The organism is Terrabacter terrigena (assembly GCF_042676085.1).
In the GTDB taxonomy this organism is placed as follows: domain Bacteria; phylum Actinomycetota; class Actinomycetes; order Actinomycetales; family Dermatophilaceae; genus Terrabacter; species Terrabacter terrigena.
Genome location: NZ_JBHTKH010000008.1, coordinates 149,706 through 169,340, shown reverse-complemented (window position 1 = coordinate 169,340; position 19,635 = coordinate 149,706). Strand labels below are relative to the sequence as shown.

The 19,635-nt window shown below is 70.9% G+C and carries 17 protein-coding genes; 7 read left to right on the top strand and 10 right to left on the bottom strand.

Annotated features, from left to right (window positions below; genetic code table 11):
- Nucleotides 1-128 precede the first annotated feature (128 nt).
- The 4 genes from ACFQ2V_RS13845 to clpS all read right to left on the bottom strand — a co-directional run bounded on the left by ACFQ2V_RS13845 (nucleotide 129) and on the right by clpS (nucleotide 3,062).
- On the bottom strand, nucleotides 129-998 hold the full coding sequence (locus tag ACFQ2V_RS13845; RefSeq protein ID WP_386053393.1) for an aldo/keto reductase: 870 nt from the start codon (nucleotides 996-998) through the stop codon (nucleotides 129-131).
- A gap of 161 nt (nucleotides 999-1,159) precedes the next feature.
- The gene (locus ACFQ2V_RS13840) at nucleotides 1,160-1,927 is read right to left on the bottom strand and encodes an MBL fold metallo-hydrolase (RefSeq protein ID WP_386053391.1); all 768 of its coding nucleotides are present in this window, start codon (nucleotides 1,925-1,927) and stop codon (nucleotides 1,160-1,162) included.
- Nucleotides 1,928-1,983: 56 nt separating this feature from the next.
- A complete protein-coding gene (locus tag ACFQ2V_RS13835; RefSeq protein WP_386053389.1) occupies nucleotides 1,984-2,757 on the bottom strand; it encodes a DUF2017 domain-containing protein in 774 nt (257 codons plus the stop codon).
- Entirely contained in the window at nucleotides 2,757-3,062 is a 306-nt protein-coding gene (clpS, locus tag ACFQ2V_RS13830) for an ATP-dependent Clp protease adapter ClpS (RefSeq protein ID WP_386053388.1), read from the bottom strand. The genes ACFQ2V_RS13835 and clpS overlap by 1 nt, the downstream gene beginning before the upstream one ends.
- Nucleotides 3,063-3,222: 160 nt before the next feature.
- Here clpS and ACFQ2V_RS13825 point away from each other — a divergent pair, with 160 nt between their 5' ends.
- Complete coding sequence (locus ACFQ2V_RS13825) at nucleotides 3,223-4,473, top strand: nicotinate phosphoribosyltransferase (protein WP_386053401.1); 1,251 nt, start codon at nucleotides 3,223-3,225, stop codon at nucleotides 4,471-4,473.
- Between the two features lie 3 nt (nucleotides 4,474-4,476).
- The gene (locus ACFQ2V_RS13820) at nucleotides 4,477-5,112 is read left to right on the top strand and encodes an isochorismatase family protein (protein WP_386053386.1); all 636 of its coding nucleotides are present in this window, start codon (nucleotides 4,477-4,479) and stop codon (nucleotides 5,110-5,112) included.
- A gap of 80 nt (nucleotides 5,113-5,192) precedes the next feature.
- Here ACFQ2V_RS13820 and ACFQ2V_RS13815 read toward each other — a convergent pair whose 3' ends face one another.
- Both ACFQ2V_RS13815 and ACFQ2V_RS13810 read right to left on the bottom strand, forming a co-directional pair.
- Nucleotides 5,193-5,876, bottom strand: a complete 684-nt coding sequence (locus ACFQ2V_RS13815) for an IclR family transcriptional regulator (protein WP_386053384.1) — start codon at nucleotides 5,874-5,876, stop codon at nucleotides 5,193-5,195.
- Between the two features lie 5 nt (nucleotides 5,877-5,881).
- Nucleotides 5,882-7,156, bottom strand: a complete 1,275-nt coding sequence (locus ACFQ2V_RS13810) for a homogentisate 1,2-dioxygenase (protein WP_386053382.1) — start codon at nucleotides 7,154-7,156, stop codon at nucleotides 5,882-5,884.
- 82 nt (nucleotides 7,157-7,238) lie between these two features.
- Between ACFQ2V_RS13810 and ACFQ2V_RS13805 the strand changes: the two genes are divergently transcribed.
- Both ACFQ2V_RS13805 and fahA read left to right on the top strand, forming a co-directional pair.
- Nucleotides 7,239-8,108 carry a hypothetical protein gene (locus tag ACFQ2V_RS13805; RefSeq protein ID WP_386053380.1) on the top strand — a complete coding sequence of 290 codons (870 nt, stop codon included), beginning with the start codon at nucleotides 7,239-7,241 and terminating at the stop codon, nucleotides 8,106-8,108.
- The gene (gene fahA / locus ACFQ2V_RS13800; protein WP_386053379.1) at nucleotides 8,105-9,358 is read left to right on the top strand and encodes a fumarylacetoacetase; all 1,254 of its coding nucleotides are present in this window, start codon (nucleotides 8,105-8,107) and stop codon (nucleotides 9,356-9,358) included. Before ACFQ2V_RS13805 ends, fahA begins: the two co-directional genes overlap by 4 nt.
- 84 nt (nucleotides 9,359-9,442) lie before the next feature.
- On the opposite strand, the gene ACFQ2V_RS13795 is transcribed toward fahA, so the two are convergent.
- Together ACFQ2V_RS13795 and ACFQ2V_RS13790 are read right to left on the bottom strand one after the other, a co-directional pair.
- Nucleotides 9,443-11,014: a DHA2 family efflux MFS transporter permease subunit gene (locus tag ACFQ2V_RS13795; RefSeq protein ID WP_386053378.1), complete on the bottom strand. Its 1,572-nt coding sequence runs from the start codon at nucleotides 11,012-11,014 to the stop codon at nucleotides 9,443-9,445.
- 156 nt (nucleotides 11,015-11,170) lie between these two features.
- On the bottom strand, nucleotides 11,171-11,986 hold the full coding sequence (locus tag ACFQ2V_RS13790) for an RDD family protein (protein ID WP_386053376.1): 816 nt from the start codon (nucleotides 11,984-11,986) through the stop codon (nucleotides 11,171-11,173).
- A 360-nt stretch (nucleotides 11,987-12,346) separates the two neighbouring features.
- On the opposite strand from ACFQ2V_RS13790, the gene ACFQ2V_RS13785 reads away from it, so the two are divergent.
- Nucleotides 12,347-14,221 (top strand): Ig-like domain-containing protein, encoded by a 1,875-nt coding sequence (locus tag ACFQ2V_RS13785; protein ID WP_386053375.1) that lies wholly within the window; start codon nucleotides 12,347-12,349, stop codon nucleotides 14,219-14,221.
- Nucleotides 14,222-14,343: 122 nt separating this feature from the next.
- Here ACFQ2V_RS13785 and hppD read toward each other — a convergent pair whose 3' ends face one another.
- On the bottom strand, nucleotides 14,344-15,588 hold the full coding sequence (gene hppD / locus ACFQ2V_RS13780) for a 4-hydroxyphenylpyruvate dioxygenase (RefSeq protein ID WP_386053373.1): 1,245 nt from the start codon (nucleotides 15,586-15,588) through the stop codon (nucleotides 14,344-14,346).
- Nucleotides 15,589-15,696: 108 nt separating this feature from the next.
- On the opposite strand from hppD, the gene ACFQ2V_RS13775 reads away from it, so the two are divergent.
- Both ACFQ2V_RS13775 and ACFQ2V_RS13770 read left to right on the top strand, forming a co-directional pair.
- Nucleotides 15,697-16,221 (top strand): Lrp/AsnC family transcriptional regulator, encoded by a 525-nt coding sequence (locus ACFQ2V_RS13775; protein ID WP_386053371.1) that lies wholly within the window; start codon nucleotides 15,697-15,699, stop codon nucleotides 16,219-16,221.
- A complete protein-coding gene (locus ACFQ2V_RS13770; protein WP_386053369.1) occupies nucleotides 16,218-17,543 on the top strand; it encodes an alpha-amylase family glycosyl hydrolase in 1,326 nt (441 codons plus the stop codon). Before ACFQ2V_RS13775 ends, ACFQ2V_RS13770 begins: the two co-directional genes overlap by 4 nt.
- 207 nt (nucleotides 17,544-17,750) lie before the next feature.
- Here ACFQ2V_RS13770 and ACFQ2V_RS13765 read toward each other — a convergent pair whose 3' ends face one another.
- Nucleotides 17,751-19,604, bottom strand: coding sequence for a bifunctional metallophosphatase/5'-nucleotidase (locus ACFQ2V_RS13765; protein ID WP_386053368.1), 1,854 nt, complete (start codon nucleotides 19,602-19,604; stop codon nucleotides 17,751-17,753).
- Between the last annotated feature and the right edge of the window lie 31 nt (nucleotides 19,605-19,635).

The window sequence follows — 19,635 nt, the reverse complement described above, 5'->3', positions numbered from 1 at the left end:
CACCGAGGCTATGAGCCAGACGACCGATGATCAGGACCCAACCACCGCGTGAGCGGTGCTGTCACCCTGACACTGACGTCGAGGCTAGCCATGCCGAGGGCGGGGGTCCCCACCGCGGGTGCCGGCGGTCAGTCCGTGGACTCCGCCGACAGTCGCTCGACCTCGTCGGCGGACAGCTCGAGGTCGGCGGCGCGCACGGAGTCCTCGATGCTCTCGGGGCGCGACGCGCCGGGGATCGGCACGACGACCGGGGCGAGCGCGAGCTCCCACGCGAGGGCCACCTGCTGCGGGCTGACGTCGTGGGCACGCGCCACCTCGGCGAACGCGTCGTGGCGCGTGCCGAGGTCGCCGGCCCTGCTGATGCCGCCGAGGGGGCTCCACGGCAGGAAGGCGATGCCGAGCTCGGCGCACAGGTCGAGCTCGGCGCCGCTGCTCCGGAAGGCCGGGGAGAACTGGTTCTGCACCGACACCAGCCGCCCGCCGAGCACCTCCTGGGCCTCACGGATCTGTGCGGGGTCGGCGTTCGAGATGCCGGCCATCTCGATGACGCCCTCGTCGAGCAGCTCGGCGAGCGCCCCGACGGACTCGGCGTACGGCACCCCGGGGTCGGGTCGGTGGAACTGGTAGAGGCCGAGGGCCTCGCCGCCGAGCCGCGAGAGGGACGCCTTCGCGGCCTCCTTGAGGTGGTCGGGACGCCCGTTCAGGGTCCACGAGCCGTCACCCGGGCGCAGGTGACCGCCCTTGGTCGCGACGAGCACGTCGGCGGCGCTGCCCGACCACGACGACAGCGCCTTGGCGATGAGCGACTCGTTGTGCCCGATCTCGTCGGCGTCGCGGTGGTAGGCGTCGGCCGTGTCGATGAGGGTGACACCGGCGTCGAGGGCCGCGTGGATCGTGCGGATCGAGCGGGCCTCGTCGGGCCGCCCCTCGATCGACATCGGCATGCCGCCGAGTCCGATCGCGCTGACCTTCCTCGTTCCGATGGTTCGCTGCTGCATGGTGCCTCCTGGGTCGTCGTCAGGGTCGTCAGGGTCGTCAGGGTCGTCGGTCTTCGGTGGGTGCCGGCAGGCCGATGCCGCCGGCAGCACATCGGGACAGTCCATACCCCGGTGACACCCGGGGTCACCCGGGAGTCCACCGCCTGGCGGACGGCGCGGCGTCAGATGGTGTAGCTGGCGCCCGGCTCGGCGAGCTCGACCTTGCCCGGCCAGACCGCCGCGGCCTGCTCGCGACAGACCTCGGGGTCGTTCCACGCCGGGATGTGGGTGAGCATGAGGCGCCCGACTCCACCCGCCCGGACGGCGGCCTCGGCGGCGCGCCTGCCCGACAGGTGGATGCCGGGCACGCTGTCACGGCCGTCGACGAACGCCGAGTCGGCCAGGACGAGGTCGGCACCCACCATGAGGTCGGACAGCTCGTCGCACGTGTCGGTGTCGCCGGTGTAGGCGAGGGTGCGACCGTCGGCCTCGACCCGGAACCCGAAGGCCTCGATGGGGTGGTTCACCCGGACGGGCGTGACCGTGAACGGCCCGACCGTCACGGGCTCACGGTCGCGCAGGTCGTGGAAGTCGAAGGTCCCGAAGACGTCCTCGCCGTCGCCGCCGCCGTAGGCCCGGGCCAGGTGGACACCGGTGCCCGGTGGGCCCCACACGGGCATCGCCGCACGACCCGGACCGCCCGGGACGTAGCGCATCATGACGTACAGCCCGCACATGTCGATGCAGTGGTCGACGTGCAGGTGGCTGAGCAGGACGGCGTCGACGGCATACGGCGTGACGTGCGTCTGGAGGGCGCCGAGCGCCCCGTTGCCGAGGTCGAGCACGATGCTCCACGTGCGGCCCTCGTGCTCGGCCTGCACGAGGTACGACGACGCGGGCGAGCGTGGGCCGGCGAAGGATCCGGAGCACCCGACGATCGTGACGTCCACGGGACGAGCCTAGGTGCCGACGCCGACCGCGGCCCGCGACCGGGGCGTCGGGTGTGTCACACCGCGCCGCGTGGCCCGCCGTCGTCGTCGGAGTCCTCGTCGTCGGAGTCCTCGTCGTCCTCGTCGTCCTCGTCGTCCTCGTCGCCGTCGTCCTCGTCGTATGCCGTCTCGCCGAGACTGAGGTCGGTGCCCATGAGCGCGTGGGTGAGCGTCTCCTGCAGCCAGGTGAGGAAGTCGTACCACGCCATGGCGTAGCCGAGCGGGTCGTCGTCGTCGATGACCTCCATGGCGGCATGCAGGGCCTCGGCGTCCTCCTCGGTGCGCATCCCCATGCGCTCGCCGAGGAGCAGGCGCACGTCGGTCAGGGCCATCAGGAAGGCCGGAGCCTGCTGCTCGCCGAGCACCACGCGGTCGCCCGAGGCCTCCGACAGGCGGTCGAGGGCGACGTCGATGTTGCCGCTCTTGCGCTGTCGCAGGCCCTCTTCGGTGAGCCGACGGAACTCCGCCGCCACCTGGTCGTCGCCGCGGTGCGCAGTGGGCAGGAGCCGGTCGAGGGCGGGGTCACGGTCGGCGAGGGCAGACGAGTCCGGCCGTGCCCCAGTCTCGCCCGCACCGAGCCCGTCCCCAGGCTCCGGCCCGAACTCCTGGTCGGCTGCGCTCAGGGAGAGGCCCATCGTGGCGACGAGGTCGTCGAACGCGTCACCCGTGGGCTCGATCTCGGGGGACAGCAGGATGCGGGTCTGCTGCATCAGGCCGTAGAGGACCGTGCGCTCGGTCGTGTCGAGCAGCGCGACGTAGTCGTCGTCCTCGCGCAGGAAGGCGCGCGCCATCACTCGTCCTTCTCGAAGGTGGCCCAGAGGCCGTAGCCCTGCAGGGCCTCCGCGTCCCGTTCCATGGACTCGCGCGGGCCGTTGGAGACGACCGCCTTGCCCTTCACGTGGACATCCATCATCAGCTTCTCCGCCTTGGGCCGCGCGTAGCCGAAGTACGTCTCGAAGACCCAGGTCACGTACGTCATGAGGTTGACCGGGTCGTTCCAGACGATCGTCACCCAGGGCAGGTCGGGCGCCACGACGTCCTCGGTCGAGGTCACCTCCTGCTCGACGGGGGCCAGGGAGGGGGCGGCTGGGGTCACAGGGCCACCCTAGGTCCCCGGGCCGGCGGCACCACGCCGGGCGGGGCAGCCAGGTCGCGACGGCGTCACGGACCTGCGCCCGCATAGGGTGAGGAGGGTGAGCCCGACGAGCCCTCGCGCCGCGAGCACGGCGCTGCTGACCGATCACTACGAGCTGACCATGCTCCAGGCGGCACTCGCCACGGGCGAGGCGCACCGGCGCTGCGTCTTCGAGGCGTTCGCGCGCCGGCTGCCCGACGGGCGGCGCTACGGGGTCATCGCGGGCACCGGCCGGGTCCTCGAGGCGCTCGAGCAGTTCCGTTTCGGCGACGACGAGCTGCGGTTCCTGTCCGACAACGAGGTCGTCGACCGCGCGACCGTCGACTGGCTGGCGTCCTACCGGTTCTCGGGCGACGTCAGCGGCTACGCCGAGGGCGAGTGCTACTTCCCGCAGTCGCCCGTGCTCGTCGTCGAGTCCACCTTCGCCGAGGGCGTGATCCTCGAGACGCTCGTCCTGTCGATACTCAACCACGACACGGCGATCGCCTCGGCGGCCTCCCGGATGACGGCGGCTGCCGGCGGCCGGCCGTGCATCGAGATGGGCTCGCGGCGCACCCACGAGGAGTCGGCCGTCGCTGCTGCCCGCGCCGCCTACGTCGCCGGCTTCGATGCGACGAGCAACCTCGAGGCGGGCCGGCGCTACGGCGTGCCGACGACCGGCACGGCCGCGCACGCCTTCACGCTGCTCTACGACTCCGAGAAGGAGGCGTTCACGGCGCAGGTCGAGTCGCTGGGCAAGGGGACGACGCTGCTCGTCGACACCTACGACGTCAGGTCGGCTGTCGCCCTCGCCATGGACATCGCCGGGCCGGAGCTCGGTGCCGTTCGCCTCGACTCGGGCGACCTGCTCATCCAGGCGACCGAGGTGCGCGCCCAGCTCGACGCGGCAGGCAACAAGGACACCCGCATCATCGTGACGTCCGACCTCGACGAGTACGCCATCGCCGCCCTCGCAGCCGGGCCGGTCAGCGGCTACGGCGTCGGCACGGCGCTCGTCACCGGTTCGGGCGCTCCCACCGCGTCGATGGTCTACAAGCTCGTCCAGCGCGAGGACGCCTCCGGCGAGATGCAGGGCGTCGCCAAGAAGAGCAAGGACAAGACCTCGGTCGGTGGCCGCAAGTGGGCGATGCGGCGGCTCGACGGCAACGGAGTCGCGCAGGCCGAGGTCATCGGCATCGGCGAGAGACCGCGTGACGACGGCGACGACCGTTCCCTCATGGTCGAGCTGGTCCTTGGCGGCGAGGTCGTCGACCACCAGGACATCCACGAGGCCCGCGCCCGCCACGAGGCCTCGCGCGCCGAGCTGCCCCGCGCGGCCGCCCAGCTGTCACGCGGTGAGCCGGTGATCCCCACCATCTACGAGGAGGACTGAGCCGTGGTCGAGTCGAGCAGCAAGCATCCTGGCGGTGCTCCCGAGAGCACGAAGCGGGCCATCATCATCGTCGACGTGCAGAACGACTTCTGCGAAGGCGGGTCGCTCGCCGTCGAAGGGGGTGCGCTGGTGGCCCAGCAGGTCAGTGAGCACGTGAGCCGCCACGCCGCGGACTACGACCACGTCGTGGCCACGGCCGACTGGCACGTCGACCCGGGAGACCACTTCTCGCAGGCCCCCGACTACGTCGACACGTGGCCGGTGCACTGCGTCGCCGGCAGCGAGGGCGCCGAGTTCCACCCGCGTCTCGCAGCTGCACTCGGGCACGTCGAGGCGGTCTTCCGCAAGGGCGAGCACGCCGCCGCGTACAGCGGGTTCGAGGGCCGGTCCGACGACGACGAGCACGCGCCTCTGGCCGACTGGCTCAAGGAGCGAGGCGTCTCGCAGGTCGACGTCGTCGGCATCGCCACCGACCACTGCGTGCGGGCGACAGCGCTCGACGCCCACCGCGAGGGCCTGCACACGACCGTGCTGCTCGACCTGACCGCCGGCGTCGCGCGCCCCACCACCGACGCCGCCCTGGCGCAGCTGCGCGAGGTCGGCGTGCGGCTGCTCGGCTCCCCGACGGTCGCCGGCTGACTGACGCGTCGCCGAGGTCGGCGTCGAGGTATGCCGCCGCGCTGCGGCGCGAGCGGACACCTCGACCTGTCGGGCCGGGATCAGCGCAGGACCGAGCGCAGCGCCTTGGCCGCCCGCAGCAGGCGTGGGCCGACGGTGCGCGCGTCCAGGGGCTCGAGGGAGACGACCCCGACCGAGGCCTCGATACCTCCGGGCGCGCCCTGGGCGCCGACGCCGAGCGGAACGGCGAGCCCGTGCGCCCCGGCCTGCAGCTCGCCGTCGGTCGCGACGGGCCCCTGTGACCCTGCACGGCCGGCAAGGATGGCGCGCCCGGCGGCCCCCTGGTCGAGCCGGTGGCGCGCACCGGAGCGGTAGGCGACGTGGAAGTCGGTCCACGACGGTTCGACGACGACCAGGGCGAGGGCCTCGTCACCTTCCGCGATGGTGAGGTGCGCGGTCGCGCCGACGGCGTCGGCGAGCTCACGCAGCACCGGACGCGCCTCGGCCCGCACGATCGGCGTGACGGCCGAGGCCAGCCGGCTCACGCCGAGCCCCAGGCGCACCCGGCCGTCAGCCGCCCGCGAGACGAGCCGGTGCTCCTCGAGCGTCGTGACGAGGCGGTAGACGACCGGGCGCCCGACACCGAGCGCAGCGGCGATCTCGGTGACCGTGAGGCCACCGGGGTCGCCGGCACCGGCCAGCGCCTCGAGCACCCGGATGCCGCGGTCGAGGGTCTGCGACGACTCGGGTCGCCCGCCACCCGGACCGGACCCGGGGCCAGCCACTGCGGTCAGCCCTCGGAGTGCGCGCCACCGGGCGCGGCGGTGCTGCCGAGTCCCCTGGACCACGACGCCGCGTACAGGCCGTCGTCGACAGCGAGACCACCCTCGCCCAGCTCGAGCGGACGGAAGGTGTCGACCATCACCGCGAGCTCGTCGAACCGCTCGACGCCCAGCGACCCCTCCGTGGCGCCGGGCTGGGGCCCGTGGGGGTGGCCGCCCGGATGCACCGAGATCGACCCCTTGCCGATGCCGGAGCCCTTGCGGGCCTCGTAGTCGCCGTCGACGTAGAACATGATCTCGTCGCTGTCGACGTTCGAGTGGTAGTAGGGAACCGGGATCGCGAGGGGGTGGTAGTCGACCTTGCGCGGCACGAAGTTGCAGATGACGAAGTTCCAGCCCTCGAAGACCTGGTGGACGGGCGGCGGCTGGTGGATGCGGCCGGTGATCGGCTCGAAGTCGCGCACGTTGAAGACGTACGGGTAGAGGCAGCCGTCCCAGCCGACGACGTCGAGCGGGTGGAACGGCAGCGTGTGGACCGTGCCGACGACGCCTCCTGGACCGCTCCCGCGGTGCTTGATGTAGACCTCGGTCTGCTCGTCCGGCCTGGCGCCGATGTCCTCGGCGAGCAGCGGCCCGTCGGGCTGGCGCAGGTCGCGCTCGCAGTAGGGGGCGTGCTCGAGCAGCTGGCCGTACTTGCTGAGATAGCGCTTCGGCGGCGCGATGTGGCTGTTGGCCTCGATGCAGTAGACCCGGAGCGGGTCCTTCGTCGAGGGCCTCGGGATCCAGCGGTGCGTCGTCGCGCGCGGGAGGATGACGTAGTCGCCCTCCCCCACGTCGAACGAGCCGAACACGGTCTCGACCCGTGCGCGGCCGCGCTCGACGTAGACGCACTCGTCGCCGATGCCGTTGCGGTACCACGGGCTCGGCTGTGCCGCAACGGCATACGAGATGCGCACGTCGCCGTTGCCGAGCACGAGGCGTCGCCCGGTGACGACGTCGGTGCCGCGCACCGCCTTCGCGTCGAAGAGGTCGTGCAGCTTGAGGTGGCGCGGCACGAGAGGGTGGTTGGGAGTGGTCGACTGGTCGGGCAGCTCCCACACCGCGGCGCGGACGGTCGTCGACGGGATGTTGCGGTGGTAGAGGAGCGAGCTGTCGGAGCTGAACCCCTCCTCGCCCATGAGCTCCTCGTAGTAGAGCTCGCCCGGTGCGCGGCCCCTACCGGGACGGCGGTGCTGCGTGTGCCGCTTGGGCGGGATGTTGCCGACAGCCTGGTAGTGCGCCACGGGTGCGAGCCTCTCCATCGAGCGCGTCCGCTCAGCGGACGCAGGTGTATCACTATTGCAACAGTGGAGTACGCTCCCGGTCATGTCAAGGACGCCGTTCGCGCCCCTCTTCGACCACCTCGTCGACGACGCCGCCGTCTTCCCACCGGGCCTCGCGCCCGTCGACGTCGCCGTCCGCGAGCACCTCGACCGCCGCACCGGGCCGTATGCCGCCCACCTGGGCCCGTTGCTCGTGCCGGCCACCGCGGCCGGCGAGCTCGCCGGGCTGGCCGCGCGGGACGAGAGAGCGGTGGCGGAGCCGCTCGAGGTGGGGCTCGTCGTGCGTCCCGGGTCGCCGCTCGAGCCGCTCTTCGACGCCGTCGAGCTGCTGCGCGAGGACCCCCGGGTCGTCGTCGCCGCTGCCGAGCTCGGATGGTCGGACGGCGACGCCGGCTGGCGCCGCGCCCTCGACCTGGGGGTTCCCCTCGTGGTCGAGGTCGGCCTCGGCTCCGACCAGGAGTCGGGCCTCGACGACATCGCCGAGGCCGTCGACCACGAGCACGACGTCACCGCCAAGTTCCGCACCGGCGTCACCCCCGCCTGGCCTTGGCCCGACGAGACCACCCTGGCCGCGTTCATCGATGCCGTCGTGCTGCGCGGACTGTCGTTCAAGCTGACCGGCGGCCTTCATCACGCCGTTCGCGGCGACCACGGCGGCGAGCCGATGCACGGTCTGCTCAACGTGCTCCTCGCCACCCACGAGGCGCTCGACGGCGCCGAGACCCGTGAGCTCGCGGGTGAGCTGACCCGCCGCGACACCGAGGTCCTCGTCACCGCGGTCTCGGGCCTGCACGAGGATGACGCGCGCCGCCTGCGTCGGAGCTTCACGGCATACGGCTGCTGCGGTGTGCTCGACCCGCTGACCGAGCTCGAGGCGCTCGGTCTCGTTCCCACCAAGGAGACTCCCGCGTGACACCGCCCGACCAGCCGTCCACCTGGCTCGACGTCCCCGCCGACCACCCGTTCGGCATCCACACGCTCCCCTACGGCGTCTTCAGCACGGGCGCCGACCCTGCGCGACGGGTCGGCGTGCGCATCGGCGACCTCGTCCTCGACGCCGGCGCGGTCGCGGCCATCGGCCGCGATGCCGGACTCGTCGGCGACGGACCCGACCTCGCGACGGCCTGGCTGACGCCGAGCCTCAACGCGTTCCTCGCCCTGGGCCGGCCCGCGTGGACGGTGGCGCGGCAGTGGCTCACCGAGGTCCTCACCGACGAGGTGCACCGCGACGGGGTGTCCCCGCACCTGCACCCGCTCGCCGACGTCGTGCTCCACCTCCCCGTCGAGGTGGCCGACTACGTCGACTTCTACGCCAGCGAGCACCACGCCAGCAATGTCGGAAAGATCTTCCGTCCCGACAACGCGGCGCTGCCGCCGAACTGGAAGCACCTGCCGATCGGCTACCACGGCCGGTCGGGGACCGTCGTCGTCTCGGGCACGGACGTCGTGCGACCGACCGGGCAGCGCAAGGCGCCGTCCGATCCGGCCCCCGTCTTCGGCCCGAGCACCCGCCTCGACATCGAGGCCGAGCTCGGCTACGTCGTGGGCGGGTCGACGGGGCTCGGCTCGCGGGTGTCGGTCGACGAGGCCGGCGACCACCTCTTCGGCGTCGTCATCCTCAACGACTGGAGCGCCCGCGACATCCAGGCCTGGGAGTACGTCCCGCTCGGCCCCTTCCTCGGCAAGTCGTTCGCGACGTCGGTCTCCGCGTGGGTGACACCGCTCGACGCGCTCTCGGAGGCGCGGACGGCCCTTCCGGGACAGACGGATCCGCAGATCCTGCCCTACCTGCAGGGTGACGCGTTCGGCCTCGACATCCACCTCGAGGTCACCCTCAACGGCACGGTCGTCTCACGGCCGGAGCACGCGGCGATGTACTGGTCGCCGGCGCAGATGCTCGCGCACCTGACCGTCAACGGTGCCTCCATCAGGAACGGCGACCTCTTCGCGTCGGGAACCATCAGCGGCCCCACCCGCGAGAGCCGGGGCAGCCTGCTCGAGCTGACGTGGAACGCCACCGAACCGCTCACCCTCGATGACGGCACGACGCGCGGCTTCCTCGAGGACGGCGACACGGTGACCATGACGGCCTGGGCCCCCGGCCCCGACGGCGCCCGCATCGGTGTCGCCGAGGTCACCGGGACGATCATCCCGGCACGCTGAGACTGCCCTGCCGGCCCCGGACGGACGAGTGCCCACCTCCGACTCGCGGAGGTGGGCACTCGACGTCGGCCGTGAGGCTGACCGTCAGTGCAGGACGACCGGGGCGGCACCCGCTTCGGCTGCCTCCTCGTCGAGCAGGCGCGACTCCTCGTGCCTGCGCGGCAGGAACGCCGCCGCGATGAGCGTTGCGGCACACAGGATGGCCGCGATGAGGAACGTCTTGCCGTAGACGTCGGCGAGCTCGGCGACGGCCTCCACGAGTCCCTTGGGGCCGAGCTGTTCCTTGATCGCCGGGTTGAACTGGGCCTTCAGCACGTCGCCGGCCTTGGCGGTGGAGTTCAGGTAGTTGGTGAACACCACCGAGATGACGGCGACACCGATCGAGCTCGCGATCTGCTGGGTGATGTTGAGCAGGGTCGAGCCGCGCGCCACCTGGTGGTGGGTCAGCGTCTTGAGCGCCGACGTCATGATCGGCATCATCGTGCCGCCCATGCCGAGACCCATCACGAAGAGCACCGGAATGATGTAGCCCCAGTAGGAGGTGTCGGGGCCGACCTGAGTGAGGGCGAACATGCCGGCGACGATCGCGACGAGCCCGAACGGCACGATGCGTCCGACGGGGAACCGGTCGGCGAGCGCACCCGCGACCGGCATGGTCAGCATCGCGCCGATGCCCTGCGGGACCATGAGGTATGCGGAGTGCAGCGGGGTCTCGGCGCGCACCTGCTGGAGGTACTGGGGCACGAGCAGCAGCCCACCGAAGAAGGCGGCGCCGAAGAGGAACATCGTGATCGTGGCGACGGTGAGCCGGCGGTTGGTGAACAGGCGCAGGTCGAGCAGCGGGTGCCTGGGCCGGAAGCTGTAGAGCACGAAGGCGACGATCATCGCGAGCCCGACGAGACCGGGGGCGAGCACCTTGGCGGAACCGACGGTGCGCTCACCCGGGATCGAGCTCACGCCGTAGAGGAAGAGGGCGAGGCCCGGCGACATGAGCAGCATGCCGATGACGTCGAAGGACTCGGACGGCTCGGGTCGGTCGGACGGGAGAGCCCAGACGGCGTAGGCGACGGCGACGACGCCGATCGGCACGTTGATCAGGAAGATCCAGTGCCACGAGTAGTTGTCGATGAGCCAGCCGCCGAGGATCGGGCCGAAGATCGGGCCGAGCAGCATCGGGATGCCCAGCACGGCCATGAGCCGACCCATGCGCTCGGGACCGGCAGCCCTGGTCATGATCGTCATACCGAGCGGCATGAGCATGCCCCCGCCGAGCCCCTGCAGGACGCGGAACGCGATGAGGACCTCGATGGACCCCGCGGTCGCGCAGAGGGCAGAGCCGGCCGTGAAGAGGATGACGGCCAGGATGTAGAGGCGCTTCGTGCCGAAGCGGTCGGCCGCCCAGCCGGTGAGCGGGATGACCGTCGCGAGCGCCAACGTGTAGGCCGTGACCGTCCACGCGACCGTGGAGTAGAGCAGTGGCTGACCGCCCGGCTCGGCGAAGACGGTCTGGAACTTGGTCAGGGCGATGTTGACGACGGTGATGTCGAGGATCGACATGATCGCGCCGAGGACGATGACCCCGGCGACCTTGAGGACGGCCGCGTCGATCTTGTCGGGGTATGCCGGGCTGGCAGGTGGTGTGCTTGGTGCGGACACAGGTGGGCTCCGATTGTCTTCAGAGTTCAGGAACGGCGACGACGCCGTGGCGACGGTGGTGACCGCGCACCCATGATTCTGCCGCGCACCCCCGACAACGGCGCAACCCACTTACGCCCCACCCGACACACGGGAGGGGCGGTGGGCGTCGGCGCGTCAGGCCTGCTTGCGCGGCTGCTTGCCCTGGACCACCTGGGTGCCGGCCACCTTGTCGTGCAGCGCCTGTCGCTTGTCGTCCCAGAGGGGCCAAAGCCCGTCGAGCAGCGAGAGGAACGGCACGAACTGCCCTGCGAGCGGGACCAGCCGGCGCAGCACGGCGACGCCGAGCGGCAACGGGCCGGGCTCGGCAGCGCGACGCACGCTGATGCCGAGCGCCATCTTGCCCGGGGTCTGCGCCGTGGTGGTCCAGAAGACGAGGCAGTACGCCGTCGTCAGCAGCCAGAGGATGAAGGAGAACTGCAGGGCCGGACCGGTGAGCTCGCCCTGGATCGCCGTGAGACGCGCGCTGTCGTTTGCCTCGGCCGCCGTCATCATCTCGGAGAAGAGCTGACCCATGCGCGGGGTCGCCGCCCACGAGACGGCGCCGCCCACCAGCGAGATGATGATGCCGTCGATGAACCACGCGCCGAGGCGCCTGCCCCACGACGCGAGCGGGATGCCGTCGGCGGTGGTGCGGATGTTGTACATCCACTGCGCGTTCGCCGGCGCCTGCTGGTAGTACTGCGGGGTCTGCGACTGGCTCTGCCAGCCACTGCCCTGGGGCACCGGCGTGGTGGGAGTGGGTGCAGCGGCCCCCGTGCGGTCGGCCGAGGCCTGGTCGCTGCGGGCCTGCTGCGGCAGGCCGATGGTGCTCTGCGAGGCCGTCGGCGACTTCTTCGGCGCGGTGTGGTTCGTCCACGACACGCCGTCCCAGTAGCGGAGCATGTCGGGTTGGCTCGGGTCGTCGTACCACCCGGAGGGCTGCTGGCTCATGACCCAACTCTGCCACGACGGGGGTCGCGCGACGTGGAGCGACCCCTGCTCGCGTCCGGCCCTGCCCGACTGCTGCCGAGGATGCCCGGCGAATCACGCCTATCGGTCGATTTCACGCAATGCCAACACAAGGTTTCCTCAAGGCCCCCTCGACACCATGAGCGAGCGGTGGGCTCGTCGCCGTCGGGGGGAGGAGCCGTGGCCGTGGCTCGACTCGGCCGCCGCACCGACACAGGAGGATGCCCAATGTCGCGACGGCAACGCTCACGATTCTTCACAACACTGACAGGGACGGTGGTGATGGCCGCCGGTCTTGGTTCAGCCTGGCCGGCGTTCGCCGCCGCCATCAACGAGCCGCCGGTGGCTCCCCACACGATCATCTCCTTCCCCGAGCGCGACTTCGTCTCGGCGGACGGCTATGCACAGGGCGACCCCGTCACTGTCGAGGTGATCCGCAGCGGCTTCACGGTCGGGATCGCCCACGTGGATCCGCAGGACGACCTCACCACGCCCGGGTTCGACGGCCTCGTCGAGGTCAACCACCCCGGAGGTGGCTGCTGGGAGACCGTCACGCCGGACATCCGGCCCGGTGACGTCGTGCGGACCACGACCGGCTCGGGCACCGTCGACCAGACGACGACCGCCGGCGTCACCGTGACCCAGCCGGCCACGGCGATCGATGCCACGACGATCCAGATCAAGGGCACGGCGGTCGCTGCCGGAGGCGGGCAGATCCCGATCGACCAGATCGAGGCGCGCGTCATCGCCGGCGGCCAGCGTTTCGTCGTCAACAACAGGCGCGACCTGCGTGCCGACTCGGTGGGCGGCGACGGGCTGCTCGCCTACGACGGTCCCGGCCTCACGACGTGGACGGCCACCATCGGTGGCCTCGGCGGCGTCGACCAGACCAGCGGGGTCAGTGACATCCAGCGCGCGACCAGCACCCAGAACGAGAGCCGCGGCATGTGGCTCGGCGGCAACCCACTGGCCGGCACCGAGCTGACGATCTTCGAGTTCGGGCAGATCGGCGGCCCCGGCGCCCCGTGCAGCGCGCCCGCGGACCGTGGCCCCAGCACACCTGACATGGCAGCAGCCAGTGACTCCGGGAGCTCGGCCGTCGACAACGTCACCAACGACTCGACGCCGACGTTCGGCGGGGTCCGCGGCCTGGCCACGGCCGACACGATCAACCTCTACGTCGACGGCGCGCTCGCCGGTACGACGGCGCCGGCCGCCAACGGCACGTGGTCGATCACGCTCGCGACGCCTCTGGCCGACGGCCCCCACACGGTGACCGCTGGCGAGGTCTCCGGTCTGGCCCCGGAGACGATGGGCGCCGGTTCGCTGCCGATCACGATCGACACGGTGGCTTCGGGGACGACCATCACCTCGCGGCCTGCGGCTGCGGGAGCGGCCCGGACTGTCGCGTTCGGCTTCACGAGCGAGCCCGGCTCGACGTTCACCTGCTCGCTCGCGCCGGGTGCGGCGGCAGCCGCCTGCCTGACCGGCCAGAGCTACGGTCCCCTCGCCGACGGTCGCTACACCTTCACCGTCGGGGCGCGCGACCGGGCCGGCAACGTCGGTCCGAACACGACGGCCGCCTTCGCGGTCGGTGTGGCTCCGACCATCAGCACGCGGTCACCGCTGCCGGGCCAGACCCGCATCGTCCAGACCGGGAACGTCACCGCCACGCTGAGCCGGGCCGTGACCGGTGTGAACGCGACGTCGTTCGTGCTGCGCACGCCGAGCGGGGCACTCGTCCCGGCCGTCGTCAGCTACGACGCGACGACGCGCACGGCCACCCTCAACCCGGATGCCACGCTGGCCGCCGACACCCGCTACACGGCGAGCCTCACGACGGCGATCAAGAGCGCCGACTTCGGGGTGAGCCTCGTGTCGAGCACGTGGACGTTCGTCACGGGCCCCGCTCCGGTGGTGAACTTCCGCAGCCCGGCCTCGGGTGCGGTGGGAGTCAGTCGCGTCGGCAACGTGACGGTCGGCTTCAACGAGGCGGTCACCGGCGTGAGCACGTCGTCGGTGGTCCTCCGCTCGCCGAGCGGGGCAACCGTCCCGGCCGCCGTCACCTACAACGCGACCACACGGCGCGCGACGCTCAACCCGAACGCCACGCTCGCAGCGCGGACGCGCTACACGCTCGGCCTCACCTCGGGCATCCGTGACCTGGCGGGCAACATCCTGACGCCGAGCACGGCAGCGTTCACCACGGGAGGCTGACGGCCAGACCTGACCGGGACCGCGGTTTGCCCCCCCTCGCGTGGAACCGGGAAGAAGGATCCGCCCCCACGTCCGTCCGGACGTGGGGGCGGACTCCTGTCGCGGGCGGCCCAGAGGTCGGCTCAGAGGTTGCCGCGCTTGTCCTGCTCGCGCTCGATCGCCTCGAAGAGCGCCTTGAAGTTGCCCTTGCCGAAGCCGAGCGAGCCGTGTCGCTCGATGAGCTCGAAGAAGACCGTCGGCCGGTCGCCGAGCGGCTTGGTGAAGATCTGCAGCAGGTAGCCGTCCTCGTCGCGGTCGACGAGGATCTTGCGCTTCTGCAGCTCCTCGATCGGGACGCGCACGTTGCCGATGCGCTCGCGCAGCTCGGGGTCCTCGTAGTAGCTGTCCGGGGTGTCGAGGAACTCGACGCCGTTGGCGCGCAGGGCGTCGACCGAGGCGAGGATGTCGTTCGTCGCGACCGCGAGGTGCTGGGCGCCGGCGCCGCGGTAGAACTCGAGGTACTCGTCGATCTGGCTCTTCTTCTTCGCGATCGCCGGCTCGTTGAGCGGGAACTTGACCCGGTGGTTGCCGTTGGCGACGACCTTGCTCATGAGGGCGGAGTAGTCCGTGGCGATGTCGTCACCGATGAACTCGGCCATGTTCACGAAGCCCATGACGCGGTTGTAGAAGGAGACCCACTCGTCCATGTGGCCGAGCTCGACGTTGCCGACGATGTGGTCGAGGGCCTGGAAGAGGCGCTTGGGCTGGCCCTCGCGCCTGACGTGGCTGGAGGTGCTCGGCACATAGCCGGGGAGGTACGGACCGGCATACGTCTGCCCGTTCACGGTCCGCTGCACGAGCGTGTGGCGCGTCTCGCCGTACGTCGCGATGGCGGCGATGCGCACGGTGCCGTGCTCGTCGGTGTGGTCGGTCGGCTGCTCGAGCACGGTGGCACCGGCCTTGAGGGCCTGGGCGATGCACCTGTCGACGTCGGGCACCTCGAGGGCGATGTCGACGACCCCGTCGCCGTGGCGGCGGTGGTGGTCGGCGAGGGCGCTGTCGGGGTCGACGGCGCCCTTGACGACGAAGCGGATCGAGCCGCTGCGCAGGACGAAGGCCTTGTGGTCGCGGTTGCCGTTCTCGGGGCCGGAGTAGGCGACGAGGTCCATGCCCCAGGCGCTCTGGTAGTAGTGCGCGCTCTGGGTGGCGTTGCCGGCGACGAAGACGATCGCGTCCCAGCCCGTGACGGGGAAGACGTCGGTGTTCTCGTCGTACTCGACGAGACCCACGAGCTGCTTGAGCTGGTCGAGGTCGAGGTCGGCCTCGCGCTCCTGCTGGGTGAGGTCGACGGCGTGGTCGGCGGCCTGAGACGGCATCGTGTCGGTCATGGAGCGAGAGTGGCCCACCCCAACGGCACTGTGCAACAGGCACATATGCGCCTGGACACAGTGCACAAAGTGTTGCCCGATTGCCCGTCCAAGCTGGACACTTTGCCCATGACCACGACCGCCGGGCTGGGCTCACGCGCAGCCGTAGACGCGCTCGACTGCCGCATCCTGCTGCTGCTGCTCACCGAACCCGGCGTCGGCGTGCTCGGTGCCTCACGGCGGCTCGGCGTGGCACGCGGCACGGTCCAGGCCCGCATCGACCGTCTCCAACGCACCGGCGTGCTGCGGTCGATGGCGCCCCACGTCGACCCGGCGGCCCTCGGCTATCCCGTGACGGCCTTCTGCACGCTCGAGATCCGTCAGGGCCGGGGCGGCCACTCCCCCGTCGTCGAGCACCTCGCCGCGATCCCCGAGGTGCTCGAGGCCCACACCATCACCGGTTCGGGCGACGTGCTCATCCGCATCGTCGGGCGCGACAACGCCGATCTGCAGCGCGTCATCGACCAGGTGGTCGACGACGCCCACGTCACCCGCGCCTCGACCGTCATCTCGCTCGCCACCCGACTCGACCACCGCACCGTCCCGCTCGTCGAGCACCTGCTCGACCTCGCCCAAGGAGATCCGCACCCGTGACCGCCGAACCCGTGAGCGCCAACCCGTACGCCCCCCGTGCCGACGTCGAGCTGACCCACCCCGAGTGGACCCGGAGCGCGACGATCTACCAGATCAACCAGCGCCACTTCACGCCCGAGGGCACCTTCCGTGCCGCCGAGGCCCACCTGCCGCGCCTGCGCGAGCTCGGCATCGACATCGTCTGGCTGATGCCGGTCCACCCCATCGGCGAGCAGAACCGCAAGGGCGTGCTCGGCAGCCCGTACGCCGTCAAGGACTACCTCTCGGTCAACCCGGAGTTCGGCACCCTCGAGGACCTGCGCCACTTCGTGGCGACCGCACACGACCTCGGTCTCCACGTCATCCTCGACTGGGTGGCCAACCACACCGCGTGGGACAACCTGCTCGTCGAGGAGCACCCCGACTGGTACGCCCGCGACTGGAAGGGCGACTTCCGCCCGACGCCGTGGTGGGACTGGGACGACATCATCGACCTCGACTACGACAACGAGGACCTGCGCCGCTACATGACCGAGGCGATGGCGTACTGGGTGCGGGAGGTCGACGTCGACGGGTTCCGTTGCGACGTGGCGGGATTCGTGCCGGTCGACTTCTGGGAGAACGCCCGTCGCGAGCTCGACGCGATCAAGCCTGTGTTCCTGCTCGCCGAGTGGGAGTCCCGCGACCTGCACACGCGCGCCTTCGACATGACGTACGCGTGGAGCTGGAACGACACGCTGCACAAGATCGCGCACGGCAAGGCCGACGTCGAGGCGCTCAAGGTCTACTACGCGTGGAACGACCGCTTCTACCAGCGCGACGCCTACCGCATGCTCTTCGTCAGCAACCATGACAAGAACGCGTGGGAGGGCACCGAGTACGAACAGTTCGGCGACGCGCTCGAGCCCGCGATCGTGCTGTCGGTCGTGAGCGAGGGGATGCCGCTCGTCTACAACGGCCAGGAGGCCGGCAGCGACAAGCGTCTGGTCTTCTTCGACAAGGACCAGATCGAGTGGCGCGACGACGAGCAGGGCGAGCTCTACCGCCGGCTCTTCGCCCTGAAGAAGGCGCACCCGGCGCTGTGGAACGGGGCAGCCGGCGGCCGGATGGTGCGCGTGCCGAACTCCGCCGAGGCTGCCGTGCTCACCTTCGTCCGGGCCATGGGCGACGACCGCGTCTTCGCGGCCTTCAACTTCAGCGACGGCGAGCAGACGGTGACGCTCGGCCATGGTCCGCAGGCCGGCCCGTGGGCCGACGCGTTCACGGGTGAGCCCGTGGAGCTCACCGTCGGGCAGCAGTTCACGCTGCCGGCCTGGGGTCACCGGGTCCTCGTCGGCGCCTGAGGCTCGCGAAGCCCGAAAAAGTCGCCGGCCGGGCGAATTCTCGGCCGAAACGCGGCGAAACCTCGGACGTGGGCGCGGTGGATCGGCGAGGATGGAGGTGCGTACCCGTCGGTGCTCCCCTGTCCCGGCGGGTACGCCCATGCGTTCGCACGACGGCCCGCGCTCGAGGCACTCCCCGAGCGCGGGCCGACGCTGGTTCCGGTGGGGTCAGCCGGTGACGGTCACCGGGCTGCCGTTGCTGACGAGCCTCCAGTCCGGGCTGGAGAACGTCGCCGGGTCGATCACCTGGTGGGCGGTCGCCCAGTCGATGAGCATCTGGCGGATCTCGATCTGGCGGTTGTAGACGACGGGGGCGGTCGTCACGTGCGGGAAGCCGCCACCACCGGACTGGCGGTAGTTGTTGATCGCGATGACGAAGCGCGCGTCCGACGCGACCGTCGACCCGGCATACGCGAGGTTCACGATGCGCGACCCGGCCGCCTGGGCGACGTCGATGTCGTAGGTCAGGTCGGCGTCGAGCCCGCCCATGATGTCGTAGTTGTAGTCGGGGGTGTTGTTGGCGCGCGTCACCTGGTCGGCCGTGAAGGGGCCGGTGCCGGAGACCTGCTTGAAGTAGCTCGCACTCTTCTCGAGGTAGTCCTTGACCTGTGCTCCCGTGAGCACGATGCCGAGCAGCGTGTTGTCGTAGATGTAGAGTCCCGCGACGTCGCGGATCGTGACGTCGCCCTCCGGGATGGAGGCGAGGGCGTTGAACGGTGCGGCGATCGACAGCACCGGCAGGCCGGCCTCCGGCGTGCCGGTGAGCGCCGCCTTGACGGCGTCGGCCTGGACGTGGTTGATGAAGTCGATCGCGGGGGTGTCCTCGTAGCGCGACGTCGCTGCCGACATGGCCCTTGTGCACGTGCCGATGACGCCGTTGACGTAGCCGAGCACCTTCTCGTGCGCCGCCCTGACGGCGCCCGTGACGGCAGGGTCCTCGGGCACGGCGTTCGCGTTCCACAGCTGGGCCGAGCTGTCGACGACCTGCCACTGACCGCGCACCTTCTGCAGGCTGAGGGTCATCTCGGCGACGCGCATCCCCCAGTAGAGGGGCTCGCACAGGAGCACCTGCCTGCCGGTCTGCGCGTTGGCGACCTTGGTGACCACCTCGACGTGCGAGTGTCCGACGAGGATCGCGTCGATGTCGGGCACCTGCTCGGCGAGGATCCTGCTCGCGTTCTCGACGTAGGGCAGCGCGTCGCCCCACGAGGACTGGCCGTTGGTGCCCGAGTGGGCCGAGACGATGACGACGTCGGCGCCGGCTGCCTTGAGGCGCGGCACCATGATGCGGGCCTGCTCGACGATGCCGGGGAACTTCAGCCGGCCCTCCACGTTCGCCCTGTCCCAGATCGCGACACCCGGGGTGACGAGACCGAGGATGCCGACCTTGATCGGCTTCTGGTCGGGCAGCCTGACCGTCTTGATGACCCACGGCCTGAAGGCGGGCGAGCCGGTGTCCCAGTCGACGGTGTTGGCAGACAACAGCGGGAAGTCCAGCTGCTTCTCGAACGCCCGCAGCGTGTCGATGCCGTAGTTGAACTCGTGGTTGCCGAGCGCCGCGGCGTCGTAGCCGACCGCGTTCATGGCGGCGGCCATCGGGTGGGTCGAGCCACCGGTGATCGGGTCGATCTTCGCGTAGTAGTACGCGAGCGGCGTGCCCTGGATCGTGTCTCCGGCGTCGAGCGTCAGGCACGAGGCGGCACCGAGGTCGGCACGGCGCATCTTGATGATCGAGGAGGCCTTCGCGACGCCGATGTCGTTGTTCTTGCTGTCGGTGTACTCGGCGTTCTTGAAGTAGTCCCAGTTGAAGACGTTGCCGTGCAGGTCGGTCGTGCCGAGCACGGTGAGGCGCACGGTCTCGCCGTTGGTGCCGGGGGCGGTCACGGCGGCGGCAGGTGCCGCGGCGCGCACCGTGGCGAGGCCGATGCCGCCGACCGCAGCCAGCGAGAGCAGCTGGCGCCGCGTGGCGGCGGAGGCGAGGAAGTCGGGGGTGGGCGCGGGGGTGGCGGGGTCGGTGCTCATGTCGTCCTTCAGGGGGCGCGAGGGTGGTCGC

Excerpts from the sequence above, each read along its gene's own strand:
- ACFQ2V_RS13845 (WP_386053393.1), bottom strand. The coding sequence starts at position 998 with ATGCAGCAGCGAACCATCGGAACGAGGAAGGTCAGCGCGATCGGACTC.
- ACFQ2V_RS13835 (WP_386053389.1), bottom strand. The coding sequence starts at position 2,757 with ATGGCGCGCGCCTTCCTGCGCGAGGACGACGACTACGTCGCGCTGCTC.
- ACFQ2V_RS13825 (WP_386053401.1), top strand. The coding sequence starts at position 3,223 with ATGCTCCAGGCGGCACTCGCCACGGGCGAGGCGCACCGGCGCTGCGTC.
- ACFQ2V_RS13805 (WP_386053380.1), top strand. The coding sequence starts at position 7,239 with ATGTCAAGGACGCCGTTCGCGCCCCTCTTCGACCACCTCGTCGACGAC.
- ACFQ2V_RS13790 (WP_386053376.1), bottom strand. The coding sequence starts at position 11,986 with ATGAGCCAGCAGCCCTCCGGGTGGTACGACGACCCGAGCCAACCCGAC.
- hppD (WP_386053373.1), bottom strand. The coding sequence starts at position 15,588 with ATGACCGACACGATGCCGTCTCAGGCCGCCGACCACGCCGTCGACCTC.
- ACFQ2V_RS13775 (WP_386053371.1), top strand. The coding sequence starts at position 15,697 with ATGACCACGACCGCCGGGCTGGGCTCACGCGCAGCCGTAGACGCGCTC.
- ACFQ2V_RS13765 (WP_386053368.1), bottom strand. The coding sequence starts at position 19,604 with ATGAGCACCGACCCCGCCACCCCCGCGCCCACCCCCGACTTCCTCGCC.